Consider the following 14865-nt stretch of genomic DNA (forward strand, 5'->3'; position numbering starts at 1 on the left):
AAAGAACAAAACAACAAGAAATGAACAAGAACACCATCATCGGTTTCATCCTCATCGCAGTCGTGCTGATAGGGTTCAGTTGGTACAACAGTCCCTCGCAAGAGCAGATCGAAGCCGCACGTCAACAAGACTCCATCGCCAATGCACTCCAGGACAAAGCTAAAAAGGCCGCTGCCCAAGAAACTATCAACAAAAAGCAACAGGAGAAGGCGCTGGCTGCCGACACTACGGCACTCTTCTACCCTGCCCTTAACGGCAAATCAAAACAGGTTACTCTGAAAAACAACAAACTCGAACTGACACTCGACACCAAAGGTGGCGTAGTGCGCAAGGCTCGTATTCTCGGTTTCAAAGACCTCAATGGCGCTAAAGACCTCACACTCTTCGATGCCAAGGACCAAAACCTCAACTTCCTGTTTGCAGGCAAAGAGGACAACATCGTAACTGCCGACCTCTACTTCGTTCCATCAGAACAAACTGACTCGACCGTTACCATGACAGCCACAGCCAGCAATGGCGGACAGCTCATCATGAAATACAGACTCGGCAACGACTACATGCTCCACTTCTCACTTCAAGCTCAAGGACTGGCAAAAGCCTTCGCACCTACCTATAAGGAGATGGAGATTGAATGGACTGACCATTGCCGCCAGCACGAGAAGGGACACTCCTTTGAGAATCGCTACACCTCTATCTTCTATAAAGAGAGCAAAGGTAGCACCGACAATCTCTCCGAGTCGGGTGATGAGTCAAAAACCATTGAGGAAGAACTCGACTGGGTGGCTTTCCGCAACCAGTTCTTCAGCGTTGCTTTCATTTCTAAAGACAACTTCTCGGCTAATGCTGCACTCTCCAGCATCTCACAGGAGAAAGGCACCAACTATCTGAAACAGTTTGATGCAAAACTCAAGACTGCATTCGATCCAACAGGTGTCAAGGTCTCTGAGTTTGAAATGTATATTGGTCCCAACAATTTCCGCCTCATACAGAGTGTAGAAGCACAAAGCCAGTTTGGCAAAGACCTCGACCTCGAACAGCTCGTCAACCTCGGATGGACACTCTTCCGCTGGATCAACCGTTGGTTCACGCTCTATGTCTTCGACTTCCTGGCAAGCCTCGGCTTCAGTATGGGTGTCGTGCTGATTCTCATCACCATCATCCTCAAGGTTATTACCTATCCTATGGTGAAGAAGAGCTACATGTCATCTGCCAAGATGCGCGTGCTCAAACCCAAACTCGAAGAGGCTACCAAGCAGTATGACAAGCCGGAAGACCAGATGAAGAAACAACAGGAGATGATGTCACTCTACTCCAAATATGGTGTAAGCCCAATGGGTGGATGTCTCCCCATGATTATCCAAATGCCAATCTGGATTGCCATGTTCTGGTTTGTTCCAAATGCCATTCAACTGCGTGGACAGAGCTTCCTCTGGATGGACGATCTCTCTACCTACGACCCCATTTTTGAATGGGGCACCAATATCTGGGGTATCGGCGACCACCTCTCACTCACCTGTATTCTCTTCTGTGCCGCACAGCTCATCTACACATGGATTTCTATGCGCCAACAGCGTGACCAGATGGTTGGACAGCAGGCAGAGCAGATGAAGATGATGCAATGGATGATGTACATCATGCCGCTCATGTTCTTCTTTATCTTCAACGACTACTCCAGCGGTCTTAACTTCTATTACTTCATCTCGCTGTTCTTCTCTGCCAGCATCATGTGGCTGCTCCGCAAAACCACTAACGACGAGAAACTCCTCGCCATACTGGAAGCCAACTATCAGGCCAACAAGAACAATCCTAAGAAACAAAGTGGACTGGCTGCACGTCTGGAAGCACTACAAAAGCAACAGGAAGAACTGCAACGCCAGCGCAACAATCTCCACAAGAAATAACAAGATCGCTAATATCATGACAATAGGTTTCGACAACGATAAATACCTCAAAATACAGTCAGAACACATTCGCGAGCGTATCGCCAAGTTCGATGGTAAACTCTACCTCGAACTCGGCGGTAAGCTGTTCGACGACCACCATGCCTCACGAGTTTTGCCTGGCTTCAAGCCCGACAGCAAACTCCGCATGTTTGGACAACTGCGCGATAGTTTGGAAATAGTCATCGTCATCAGCGCTGATGACATTGAGAAAAACAAGGTGCGTGCCGACCTCGGCATTACCTACGATGAAGATGTGCTCCGACTGCGCGACGAATTTATGAGCCGCGACTTCATGGTCGGCTCAGTAGTTATCACCCACTACGACGGACAGCGTGCTGCAGATGCCTTCCGCCATCGCTTGGAACGTCTCGGCATCAAATCCTACGTACACTATCTCATCGATGGTTATCCACATGATGTGGCACTCATCGCCTCGGACGAAGGATTCGGCAAAAACGATTTCGTAGAGACTGAACGCCCACTCGTCATCGTCACAGCTCCTGGACCCGGAAGCGGTAAGATGGCTGTATGCCTCAGCCAACTCTATGGCGAAAACAAACGTGGTGTTCATGCCGGATATGCTAAGTTTGAAACATTCCCTGTATGGAATCTGCCGCTGAAACATCCTGTCAACATCGCCTACGAGGCTGCTACCGCCGACCTCAACGATGTCAACATGATCGACCCCTTCCACATGGAAGCCTACGGCAAAGTGGCTATCAACTACAATCGCGACATAGAAATATTCCCTGTGCTCAATGCGCTCTTCGAAGGAATCTATGGCGAGAACCCCTACAAATCACCCACAGACATGGGTGTCAATATGGTAGGCTTCTGCATTTCCGACGACGAAGTTTGCTGTCAAGCATCAAAGGATGAAATCATACGTCGCTACTATGCTGCTACCAACAAACTGGCTGATGGTGCCGACAATGAAAACGAGGTAAACAAAATCCTGATGCTCTTCAATCAGGCTAAGATTACCACAGCCACCCGCAAAACTACCGTGGCTGCTGCTAAATACAAAGCAGAAACAGGACACACCTCAGCAGCCATCGAACTCCATGACGGTACGATCATCACCGCCAAGTCGAGTCCGTTGCTCGGATGTTGCGCCGCACTAATCCTCAATGCCACTAAATATCTGGCTGGCATCAACCACGAGGTGAAACTCATCCCACAAAGCATGATAGAACCCATTCAAAAGACTAAGACCGAATTCCTCGGAGCAAGAAACCCACGTCTGCACACCGATGAGGTACTCGTGGCGCTCTCCGTACTTTCGGAAAACGATGAGAACTGTCGCCGCGCATTAGAGCAATTGCCACAGTTGCGCGACTGTCAAGTTCACAGCACCGTCATGCTCAGCGAAGTAGATCGAAAGATTTTCAAGAAACTGGGATGCGGACTGACATGCGATCCTATCAAGAAAAAATAGCTAAGAATTGTAATCTATGAACAAACTAATTACACTTGTCGCCACCGCTCTGCTCATCATAGGCGCTGGGACAGCAAAAGCACAAGACAACGTGAACATTGGAAAAAGCAACATCAAGCTCAACAGCCGGATGATGACTCCCGAAGCTCTTTGGGCCATGGGACGCATTGGCGGTGTGGCTGCATCACCCAACGGCAGTCAGGTGGTCTATCAAGTAGGCTACTACAGCGTGAAGCAAAACAAAGGCCATCAGGTCATCTGCATCATGAATGCCGACGGTAGCCAGCAACGCCAGCTCACCACCAGCAGCAAGAGCGAGACAGATCCCGTATGGCTTAATGCCGAAACCATTGCGTTCAACTGTGGCGGAGAAATCTGGACCATGAAAGCCGACGGTAGCGATCGCCAACAACTGACTAAGACTGGGGGCAAGGTAGAAGGCTTCAAATTCTCACCCGACGGAACGAAAGTCATCCTCATACAGTCGATTCCTTTCCACGAAATCATCAAGAAGAATCCCGACGACCTGCCTTTGGCTACAGGACGCCGCGTTACCGACTTGATGTACCGCCATTGGGATCATTACGTAGAGAGCATCCAGCATCCTTTCTTAGCAGAAGTGACTGCTGAAGGAGTTGGACAGGGTATAGATATTCTTGAAGGCGAACCTTTCGAATGTCCTATGGAACCATTCGGTGGTATTGAACAGTTGGCATGGAGTCCCGATTCGAAGACCATTGCCTATACTTGCCGCAAGAAAATCGGCATGGAATATGCTACTTCGACCGACTCTGATATCTTCCTTTATAATATAGGTACGCGCGAGACACGCAACCTCTGCAAACCTGCCGACTGGAAACAGCCTGCAACCGACATGACCCACACCCGTACGGATCAGGCTGTCAATGCAGACCCTAATGCCAATACTGGCTACGACCAGAATCCTATGTTCTCGCCAGACGGTAAATATATTGCTTGGCAGTCGATGCCTCGCGATGGCTATGAGTCTGACCTTAACCGCATCTGTGTCTATTCGCTCGAAACCGGCACCAAGCAGTACGTTGCCCACAACTCAGATATCGATGCCTTCTGCTGGGCTCCTGCAAAAGACAAAACTGCCATGCTCTACTTCATCAGCGTATGGCATGGTTGCAAGAACATGTATCGTGTAGATCGCAAAGGCGTGGTAAGTCAGCTGACCGACCACTGGTCTGACTGGACTTCGCTCCAATTGGCCAACGACGGTAAGCGCATCCTCGCTACTCGCCAGAGCATTTCCGCTCCAACAGATATCTACATGGTTACTCCCGGCAAGAACATCGAGAAGACTCAGGTTACCCAGATCAGTCAGGAGAATAAGCAGATTCTCGACCAACTCACCTTCGGTAAGGTGCAACAGCGTTGGGTGAAGACCACCGACAATAAAGAGATGCTCGTATGGGTTATCTTGCCTGCCAACTATGAGGAAGGTAAGAAATATCCCACCCTGCTATTCTGCGAAGGCGGTCCACAGAGTCCCGTATCACAGTTCTGGAGCTATCGCTGGAATTTCCAGATCATGGCTGCCAACGGCTATGTAGTCATCGCACCCAACCGTCGTGGTCTCCCCGGCTTTGGTCAGGAGTGGAAAGAAGAGATTTCTGGCGACTGGACCGGCCAATGCATGGATGACTATCTGTCTGCCATCGATGATGCCGCAAAGAATCTGCCTTTCGTTGACAAAGACCGCTTGGGTTGCGTTGGTGCTTCATTTGGCGGTTTCAGCGTATATTATCTCGCTGGTCACCACAACAAGCGCTTCAAGGCGTTCATCTCACACGATGGTGCTTTCAACCTCGAATCCATGTACACCGACACCGAAGAAGTATTCTTCAGCAATCAGGAGTACGACGATGCTTATTGGAAGAAAGACCGTACCGCTCGTGCCGACAAGACTTATAAGAACTCTCCCCACTTGTTCGTAGATCAATGGGATACCCCCATTCTCTGCATCCACGGCGAGAAAGACTACCGCATTGTTTATAACCAAGGTATGGGTGCCTTCAATGCCGCACGTCTGCGTGGCGTTCCTGCCGAACTGCTCATCTTCCCCGATGAGAACCACTGGGTATTGAAACCCCAGAACGGCATTCTGTGGCAGCGCACCTTCTTTGGCTGGCTCGACCGTTGGTTGAAGAAATAATCCGTAGTACACTCACTCTGCAACAAACAATTATCTAATAAACAAATGACACAAGAAATTCAAAAGACACTGAGAGATTCTGCCGCCATGCGCTGGACAGCCCTTCTGTTGCTTGCCCTCGCCATGTTCTGCAGCTATATCTTTATGGATATTCTCTCGCCCATCAAAGACCTCATGCAGGAGTATCGCGGATGGGACTCTACCGCCTTCGGTACCATGCAGGGTTCGGAGGTATTCCTCAACGTATTCGTATTTTTCCTCATCTTTGCAGGTATCATCCTCGACAAGATGGGTGTGCGCTTCACCGCTGTACTTTCAGCAGCCGTTATGTTGACTGGTGCTATTGTCAAGTGGTACGCTGTGACCGACTATTTCACAGGCAGCAGTCTGGAAGTATGGTTTAATAACAACCTCAACTACATTCCTGTATTCGACGAATTGGGCGTTTCGCCTTTCTATGAGGGAATGCCCGCCTCAGCCAAGTTTGCCGCCTGCGGCTTTATGATCTTCGGCTGTGGTTGCGAAATGGCAGGAATCACCGTGAGCCGCGGTATTGTGAAATGGTTTAAGGGACGCGAAATGGCACTGGCTATGGGTTCTGAGATGGCATTGGCACGTTTGGGCGTTGCCACCTGTATGATTTTCTCTCCCTTCTTTGCCAAGCTCGGTGGTAATATCAGCGTTAGCCGTAGCGTTGCCTTCGGCGTAGTACTGATGTGTATTGCCCTCATCATGACCATCGTTTATTTCTTCATGGATAAGAAACTCGACAGTCAGACTGGTGAGGCAGAAGAGAAAGACGATCCATTCAAGATTAGCGATCTGGGACAGATCCTCACCTCAAGTGGTTTCTGGCTCGTTGCCCTGTTGTGTGTGCTCTACTATTCGGCTATCTTCCCATTCCAGAAGTATGCGGTAAACATGCTGCAGTGTAACCTCACCCTCGTTGAACCTTCACAGGATTCGTTTTGGGCAAGTTCTTCTGTAACCATCGTACAGTATGTTATCATGCTCGTCGTAGCTGCTGCAGGTTTTGCCAGCAATTTCCAAAAGGTAAAGAGGAACCAGTTTATCCTGCTCGCCATTTCAATTATCTCGCTCATAACCTATTGTTACATGGGTTACATGCGTCAGTCGGCAGAGAGTATCTTCGCTGTATTCCCACTGTTGGCAGTACTCATCACCCCAATCCTCGGCAGTTATGTTGACCACAAGGGTAAGGCAGCTTCTATGTTGATACTCGGTTCGGTATTGCTTATCGCTTGCCACCTGACCTTTGCCTTCATTCTGCCTTTGTTCAAGGATAGCGCTGTGGGTGGTATCATCATTGCCTACGCTACCATTCTGGTATTGGGAAGTTCGTTCTCGCTGGTTCCTGCTTCATTGTGGCCCAGTGTGCCCAAACTGGTTGATGCTAAGGTTATCGGTTCTGCCTATGCGTTGATCTTCTGGATTCAGAACATCGGTTTGTGGCTGTTCCCCTTGCTCATCGGTAAGGTGCTCGACAAGTCTAATCCGGGTGTTACCGATCCTACAAAGTTCGACTACACCGCTCCCCTCATCATGTTGGCAAGTCTTGGCGTTGCAGCCCTGTTGCTCGGTTTCGTGCTGAAGGCTGTTGACAAGAAGAAAGGTCTGGGACTGGAAGAACCCAACATCAAGTAATTGCAATTGATAACTCAATGCAACATACCCATTCGGGGACTCACCATGAGGTTGAGTCCCCGAATTTCGTTTATCTCAATGTGATATTATTCCATTTCATAGTAATCATTACATAAGAGCATGAACTTCGCTTTATGATACAATTATATTTACACGCGTAAAGCGTTACAATATTACAGTATTACAGATTTCAAAAAGCTAAAACATTGGTTTTAGAGTGTATTTTTTTCGATTTTCGGCCTATAAACAGCAGAAAAATTCGTTTTCTATTATTGTAATAACACAATTGCTCGAAGTTCTTGTTTAGATTGGGTTGCCATTCCCCACTTAATCCTCAATTCACCTGGTACAGATTCAATCCAGTCACTAAATGGCTTTAGTTCCTCCATCAGTAAAGGGCGGTCTTCTGGGAAGAATAAAAATATCAGAGCATGACTGAATGGCTCATACTTCTTGGTGTTTACGATTATCAGATCCATCAGCAATTCCATCCTTTTCTTCATTGATGCATCTACAGAAGCATTATAAGCATGGATTTCACCTCCTTCCTGAAACAAGTCTCTCACATCGTTAGCATCTATTTTGACGATACTATTGCGCGAGTCAAGCACCTCTCTAATTAACGATTCATCATTTGTATTCATTCTATTTGTGGATTTCAATGTTGATTTCTGTCTCAAACTCACGCACATAGACGAAGTCTGTAATTGCGAACTCCATGTGTTCATAGAGGTTGTGGAAGGCACTTGTAAGGTGCAAATCCTTAGTGAGTTCTCTGTCGAGTCCTTCATTCCAATTATTATAACCATCATCCATTCCAATGAAGCTTTCAAATGATTCGTCATTGCGAGGAAGGGAGAGACTTGTCAGCGAAACACCATCGGCATATAATTTGTTCCAACCAGCGTCACAGATGGCATTCCACAAATCTTGCCTATCATCACCTTGGACGGGATGAAGTTTCGGATAGTCGTAACTAAGATAGCATTTTGCCTCGATCTCGGCACCCTTGAAATCCTCATTGTCTTTGATGCTGTTCCAGATACGATGTGCCCTGTCATATAGTTCCCGCAGAGCGTCAGTCATGGCATCATTGAATGCGATGATGTCTGGGAGTATTTCTTCCTGATTGGCAAGAACCCTTTCGTTTATCATATCCTTTCGTAAGGACAACAAACAGTCACAATCTGGATAATCACATGGGGATTTGTCGTACTTCCAAAGAATTTTATGCTCAATGCATTGAATGTCGTAATCGTTAATGTCAATCATATTGCTACTTGTTTTTGATTATATTATTGATTCGTCTCCAAAAATTATTAAATCCAAGAACACGTTCCTTTTCTGTTGATGTAACAGCGATGTCAAGTAACGTCATTAACAATATTTCCATATAGCTCTTTTGTGGAACATATTGCTGTCGAACATATATGTCCATATATGCTTCTATTTTTTGGCTGACATTCTCAGCAGCTTTAATATAACGTTGTTCCTCATTTTCTGGAACATACACATCAATATCCCATTCATATATATGGATTTTTAAATGTTTCTTTTCTTTATTCTTGAATAATTTTCTCATATTGCACTGTGTGATGTTTAATTCTGAGTGCAAAGAAAACCAAGACCTTCGCCAACTGGTGGCAGAGGTCTTGGAAAAATGCTGTTATTAACAAAAAAACTATGCTATTGGGTCTGGACAGAACTCTCTACGCTTGCAGGTCTTACAGAATTTACCCATCCATACTTCATCAAACTGGTTCATAGCTTGTTCGACAATTACTGGTTCATCTGTAAGGATGCCGGCTTCAAAGTTTCTTTTATTATCCGTCTTCATACCGATACCGGCACCAGTAAGGTTTGCACTACCGATATATACTTCTTTTCCATCAAAGACAAGCATTTTGAAATGAACACGAGGACAGAGAACTCGCTCCAAGCGGTCGTATAGAACAGGGTACTTGTCAAAATCCTCACGAAAGTTTGAACCTGGTTCTTTTGCATGAATGAGCCTTACCTCCACACCACGCCGAATGAGTTGGGCAATGAGAGCCAGAAATGGCTTCTTCTCTTTGCCCACTTCCACATAAAGGTCTTTAATATCAGCAGTTCCTATCCAAAGCATATGCTTCACGAGTTGTACTCGTGAAAGAACCTATTTATAGTGGGAAGTGTCGGAGATATAGGTGAGCATTAGCTATTTTTTCTATTATGGTGTATTTTACTGTATTCCTTCAAATTGCCATAGTTACTATTGTTTCATTTTTAATTGATATTCTAAAAACTCTCTATAATGATACATAACACCACTATCATAGAAGTCGCGGGAAGTTTTTCTATCGCTCGGATGATATGAAAAGAATATCAGTGTACCTGTCGATGTATGTAAACGCATTTCTTGGTGCCCTTCAATGGTTATGAGTTCCTCTTGTGGATATAATTTGTTGATAGCAAAGTCATATATAGGTCCTCCAGCACATACTATCATTGTCGGTGACAGTATTTCTATTTCACGTATGAGGAAATCCCCATAGTCAGCAAGATGTTGCTTAAGTTTTTTGTCTTCGAGTTTTCCTCCACCTGGTTGTTTTTTACATTCAACAATTGCGAAAGGTTGGGTATTGAAAAAATCTTTTACTTCGTCAAAATGCTTTATGACCTCATCATACCACCAGGGGTTGTCTTTGTCGGCCTTTGACAATCCCCAAAGGAGATATGCGAGATTTCTAATAAAACGAGGAGATAAATTTCTATTAGCCTCCTTTATCTTCAGTTGGCTTTCGGTCTTGTCATTTACTGTATCTATCAACCACTCACGGATGTCTTCATCCCACTTCTCCATTCCTTGTTGATTCTGATCTTTCAACAAAAACAAGACACGCTTTGATGAAGAAAACCAAAAGTCCTCATTTTGCTCATTGGGTAAACTGTTATACATCAGTCCATCCCTCGTGAAATGGGACGTATTGTCATTCGCCTTCATTTTGGATTCCCACTCTGCAAAAAGGACATTTAACTCATGTTCAATACTCCTGTTCATTGACAATAAGTATTTTCATTCAAAACGAAACGTACAAGCATTATTCGGTAAAAACTGCTACGGCAATAGACCTTTTTCTTTTGCAGCATGGTAAAGTGAAGTGAACCTTTCAACTCCTTTTTGGGTAGTATACCATGCTATAAACTCTTTGTTATCCGCTTGGAACTTATTGATTCCTGCTCCTGTGATTAACGTCTCAACACATTTGTACAATTCGGGATTATCATCCTTTTTATATGTAGTGTATTGAAATCCCCAGTACGGTAGATGATTAGCAGAATCGTAGCCATCCCATACCCCTAACCACACTTTGTTATTGAGTTGTACACCAAAAGAATGATCATCTTGTGAGAGTTTTATGCAGAGTTGCTCTTCTATCTGTCGTTGCCACTCTCTCATCATCTTGTGTGACAGTTCTTTTCTCAGTTCTATTTTGAGACTATCTATAGAACTGAGAAGTTCCTGTGTTTTGTTATACTGACTGTCAAGAGCTGACAGTTGTTCTTCCAACGTACTGTTGTCCACTTTGAGTTCCTTTAACAGAAAATCTTTAATTTCGTTGTTCATGTCTATATCTAATGAAGTTGTGTGAAATTTATTCTCTAAAAAATCTATATACTGGTCTAATGCGCTGACGATATGTGGCTCATTGTTAACCGATATACTGCGAAGCCAATCTGTGACATCATATTTATATGACAGGACTTTATAGTGATCCTCACCCAATTCTTCAAAAACGTTGTTTTCATTATTTTCGTCACAGAGAGAATACTCTGAGGGCGGATTATTATTAGTGGGATTCAAATATAGCACATATATCTGAGATAGGTCGTAGCTATACTTGTCTATGGCAATTTCGTGTACGTATCTGTATACTTGACAGTTTTGCTCTTCTGCTGCATTAACTTTGTTCTCCACTATAACAAAGATATCATCACCTTTGAGGGCAACGTCAACTCTATCAGTTTCTGCTGTGACCTCCATATAGTCATGGCTTAGTCCAAGAAGATGTTCCATAAATGAATTCTGAATAGCTGGATGCCTGAGCATGTCTGCAAGTACAAGGCTATGTCCTGTTTCCTTAAATCTTCCGTGACATGCCGCCTCTATGACATTGAGATGAAACGGGCGACGAGACAAATGTCTTGCAATTATATCAGATACTTGACAGCCACATTTGATTCCCATTTTCATGCCATCAAGTTTATACTGAAATATATTATTGCTAAGTTGTAGTGTTTTAATCATTTTCTATAACGAATAATAGTTATAATATTTCTCTTGCTATCCAAGCACAGGCTTCTGCATCGGCAAGGGCGTGATGATGGTTATCTAACATATAACCACAGGCGGCGGCAACAGTCTGGAGTTGGTGGTTTTCTAAATCAGGGAGCACTCGTCGTGAAACACAAAGAGTGTCGTAAAACTCGTAATCTGGGTAATCCATCTGATATACTCGAAACACAGCCTTCAGACACCCTTCGTCAAAAGGTTTATTATGAGCGACAAGCGGTAAACCCTCTATTAGAGGTACTATTTGTGCCCATACTTTCGGGAATACTGGTGCATCCTCAGTATCATCCTGGCAGAGTCCATGCACCTGAGAACACCAATAGTTATAATAGTTCGGCTCTGGCTGGATGAGAGAGTAGAACGAATCTACAATCTCGCCATTACGAACAATGACTATTCCAACGGAACAAACCGAAGAACGTTCGTTATTGGCTGTTTCGAAATCTATTGCTGCAAAGTCTTTCATTTATTTGTCCTCCTTGTATTTGTTCCACATTCTCTTAATCTTACCGGCAATCTCTTTGCGGAGCCAGTAGGGTTCAAGTACCTCCATGTCTTCACCATTCCAAAGCAGTTCCTGCTGGAAGTCAAACTCTGGACGGAGATTAAAGGTAAAGATGCTATACTCTTCATTGCGCTCTATCTCTTCCTGCGACTCGTGCATCTTCAGGTCACGGATGTAGTTGGCCTGTCCTGCTGATACTTTTAACTTAACAGGTTGGATTTTGACAGACTGTTCGGCAATGATTCCAAAGCAGCCATCAAAGAAATCCTCTGCCGTCCAGTTCTTTGGCATTTCAAAAGTATCATCTGTTGCATGAAGATATTTGATACGATCAAGGGAATAGATACGTGGCCCTTTCTCATAATAGTAGGAATAAGTGCTACGAGCCACCATGTACCAACGCTGCCGGAATAGTTTTACACAATACGGCTGAACATCGAAGTTGTTCTCCTCGTCCTTCCAATAACTGTGATAAGTCATGTTTAGCACACGGTTTTCCTTCATAGCTTCGATGATGGGCTGAAGGTAATCCTGCCCCGATGGAACATACTCCAAGATGATACGATCTTTGATGCTCTGGCTATTCGCTAAAGCATTGCTAACACAGAATGTGTTGTATAGCCAGGAACGGAGTCCATTTTTACTAATGTCTTCCTCGTTCTCAATGTAATAGCGGTACTCACCACGGTTCTCATTGACTATGCTGATTCCAAACATGTCCCAAATGACATAACGCCAGTTATCAAAGGTACGTTTTGGAATGTCCACACCTCTGCTGATGTCATCACGAAGCCAGAGTTCATTCAATTCTTTGAATGAAATCTTGCGTCTGCGATAGATGGTTTCTATCACCCAGACGTATTTGGTAATCAGGCTTTGCCCTCTATCGTTATTAATCATTTTAAATTGTTTTTCTGCAAAATTATACAGGGGTGCGCCAAACTGTGGCAGAGGTTGGAGAAAAAGTAGATTTTGTTAAAAATTCATCTACATTCAACCTTTAGGGACATCTAAAGCTCGGAATTGTTCTTGAAGGTTCGTTATCTTTTCCATCAACTCGCCGAAAGTCAGAGGTTGCCCATAAATGAAGCTCTCCTTCATTTCGTTATAGTCAGCTTCGTAAGAGGACATCAGTTCGTCACTTGGTACAATCTGAATAGTGGCAGGTAGCTCTTTGTCGTAATCCACATAACCAACATGATAGAACTTGCGACGATGCTCCACAATCTCATGATAGAGCACCAAATCATTAAGAGCCATTTCTGCGTATGGGGTTTGCATCAGTCTCTCCAAGTCGTAGAAGTGACGTGTCATTCTATGCGTTCTCGGTTCGTCCTTCTGGAACTCTTCACACAAGAGGAAAGCTTTTTCCAAGAAAGTCCTGGCGGGACTGACAGTGCGGATTGTCTGGACAAGGTCGGAATCCACATCTTCATCCTTGAAGGTCTGTTCTATAAGTGATGAAATTCTTCTCATCTCGTAAGGCTCGGACATTGACAACACGCTAATCTCTACTTTAACCGTTGGTATTGCGTATGCGGCTTGGCTATCGTAGAGTGAAGGATATTGAACATAAAGAACAGATGGGTCTTTATCGTGTGGAACCTTTTGGGGCTCACCATTTTCATTGGATATGTCCTTGTCTGTGAGAACTGTTACTTCAAGCCCCATTTCGACAAGTTTCGCCGATAACTCGTCTTTGAACTCGCCATACAAGAAGTCCTGTCCTTTCTCTCGAAGATTATGTATTTGCGTATTACTGGTACAGCTCGCACAAGAGAGTTGCTTGACGTTCAGAAAATAGTCACGGCTCAATGCTAAATCAATATCTTCACTGAATCGGTTGATGATATCCCAGCCTTTACTGAGACTCGTACCACCTTTGAACAACAGATATTCTGATACACTGGAGTGAAAAAGGGCATACAACACTGCCGTTACCCACCAGTCCTTCTCAGCAGCAGCTTCATCAATTTGTCTTGCCTCAACTACACCTTGTATCATCGCCTTTCGCTCGTCGAGCGAGAAATCTATCCATTTACTCATTGCTTTATTCCTTTATTTATAATTTGTCGCATCCATACAGGAGCCAACAATAAATCATATTCTATGGTGTCAGTCTCAGGAGTTTCTGAGAACAATTGTCCAATCCTCGCTTCAACATCCTGAGTGATGTTATGCTCACCAATGTTGCGTAATGCCTGTACCAGTTCTGGCATCAAACGTCCTCGGAATGCAAAGTTCTTAGGTGCCCCATGCTTCAGAGTCACTGTTCGATTCCCTAATTTCAATTTTCGCCCAGACCCAGTAGTCAGAAAAATAGTATTCATGGGTACTTGCGTTGAGAATCCTAAGCGATTAGCGGCTGTGGCTCCAGTTGGTATAACTTTTGCCTTATCTCGTTTAGCAATTTTTTTCACTAATTCGTAAGCCGAAGGGTAAAGGATGCCAAAACGTGTCTTGCGTGGCTTGACATACACACCCTTGGCTATACGGGTAACCAATCCTTCTTTCTCAAATATGGCGAGTAACTTTGTGACATACTCAACATCATACTGAGGAAAAGAAGAAACAAAGAATATCTCGCCGAATTTACTGCGAGTAATCTTCTTTCTAATCTGCTGTACTACTGCATTCTCCATTGATTTTGTATATAAATTATGGTCGGAATGATAACAAATATTTCCGACCGCAAAGATATAAAATTTCTTTCATACAACAATACTTTAAGTGTTGAAATTAAGTTTCATTGGCAAATTATAGCGTTTTTCTTGTTGTGCAGATGGCATTCCTATATAA

The 14865-nt window shown here is 44.4% G+C and carries 14 protein-coding genes; 4 read left to right on the plus strand and 10 right to left on the minus strand.

Translation table 11 applies throughout. From position 1 onward, the window contains the following. Positions 1 to 20: 20 nt before the first annotated feature. Genes yidC through CIK93_RS12050 form a run of 4 tightly spaced genes read left to right on the plus strand, consistent with a single transcriptional unit; the run spans position 21 to position 7228 of the window. Positions 21 to 1901: a membrane protein insertase YidC gene (gene yidC, locus CIK93_RS12035; protein ID WP_094447491.1), complete on the plus strand. Its 1881-nt coding sequence runs from the start codon at positions 21 to 23 to the stop codon at positions 1899 to 1901. A 16-nt stretch (positions 1902 to 1917) separates the two neighbouring features. Beyond that, complete coding sequence (locus tag CIK93_RS12040; RefSeq protein ID WP_094390679.1) at positions 1918 to 3381, plus strand: DUF1846 domain-containing protein; 1464 nt, start codon at positions 1918 to 1920, stop codon at positions 3379 to 3381. Between the two features lie 16 nt (positions 3382 to 3397). After that, entirely contained in the window at positions 3398 to 5563 is a 2166-nt protein-coding gene (locus CIK93_RS12045) for a S9 family peptidase (RefSeq protein WP_094447492.1), read from the plus strand. A 45-nt stretch (positions 5564 to 5608) separates the two neighbouring features. Then, positions 5609 to 7228: an MFS transporter gene (locus tag CIK93_RS12050; RefSeq protein WP_094447493.1), complete on the plus strand. Its 1620-nt coding sequence runs from the start codon at positions 5609 to 5611 to the stop codon at positions 7226 to 7228. A gap of 269 nt (positions 7229 to 7497) precedes the next feature. Here CIK93_RS12050 and CIK93_RS12055 read toward each other — a convergent pair whose 3' ends face one another. The 10 genes from CIK93_RS12055 to CIK93_RS12100 form a co-directional block, all read right to left on the minus strand. Further along, positions 7498 to 7872 carry a hypothetical protein gene (locus tag CIK93_RS12055; RefSeq protein WP_094447494.1) on the minus strand — a complete coding sequence of 125 codons (375 nt, stop codon included), beginning with the start codon at positions 7870 to 7872 and terminating at the stop codon, positions 7498 to 7500. Between the two features lies 1 nt (position 7873). After that, positions 7874 to 8383 carry a hypothetical protein gene (locus tag CIK93_RS12060; protein ID WP_254046797.1) on the minus strand — a complete coding sequence of 170 codons (510 nt, stop codon included), beginning with the start codon at positions 8381 to 8383 and terminating at the stop codon, positions 7874 to 7876. A 121-nt stretch (positions 8384 to 8504) separates the two neighbouring features. Then, positions 8505 to 8810 carry a cell division protein ZapA gene (gene zapA / locus CIK93_RS12065; protein ID WP_094447496.1) on the minus strand — a complete coding sequence of 102 codons (306 nt, stop codon included), beginning with the start codon at positions 8808 to 8810 and terminating at the stop codon, positions 8505 to 8507. A 99-nt stretch (positions 8811 to 8909) separates the two neighbouring features. Then, complete coding sequence (locus tag CIK93_RS12070) at positions 8910 to 9353, minus strand: phospholipase D-like domain-containing protein (protein WP_254046798.1); 444 nt, start codon at positions 9351 to 9353, stop codon at positions 8910 to 8912. A gap of 126 nt (positions 9354 to 9479) precedes the next feature. Next, complete coding sequence (locus CIK93_RS12075; protein ID WP_094447497.1) at positions 9480 to 10268, minus strand: uracil-DNA glycosylase family protein; 789 nt, start codon at positions 10266 to 10268, stop codon at positions 9480 to 9482. Positions 10269 to 10325: 57 nt separating this feature from the next. Then, a complete protein-coding gene (locus tag CIK93_RS12080) occupies positions 10326 to 11516 on the minus strand; it encodes a PD-(D/E)XK nuclease family protein (protein ID WP_094447498.1) in 1191 nt (396 codons plus the stop codon). A gap of 19 nt (positions 11517 to 11535) precedes the next feature. Beyond that, entirely contained in the window at positions 11536 to 12027 is a 492-nt protein-coding gene (locus CIK93_RS12085; protein WP_094447499.1) for a 3'-5' exonuclease, read from the minus strand. Then, on the minus strand, positions 12028 to 12966 hold the full coding sequence (locus CIK93_RS12090; RefSeq protein ID WP_094447500.1) for a YafY family protein: 939 nt from the start codon (positions 12964 to 12966) through the stop codon (positions 12028 to 12030). A gap of 93 nt (positions 12967 to 13059) precedes the next feature. Continuing rightward, positions 13060 to 14112: a nucleotidyl transferase AbiEii/AbiGii toxin family protein gene (locus CIK93_RS12095; protein WP_094447501.1), complete on the minus strand. Its 1053-nt coding sequence runs from the start codon at positions 14110 to 14112 to the stop codon at positions 13060 to 13062. Further along, positions 14109 to 14708 (minus strand): DUF6088 family protein, encoded by a 600-nt coding sequence (locus CIK93_RS12100; protein ID WP_094447502.1) that lies wholly within the window; start codon positions 14706 to 14708, stop codon positions 14109 to 14111. Before CIK93_RS12100 ends, CIK93_RS12095 begins: the two co-directional genes overlap by 4 nt. Positions 14709 to 14865 lie beyond the last annotated feature (157 nt).

This window comes from Prevotella sp. P3-92 (assembly GCF_002251205.1).
In the GTDB taxonomy this organism is placed as follows: Bacteria; Bacteroidota; Bacteroidia; order Bacteroidales; family Bacteroidaceae; genus Prevotella.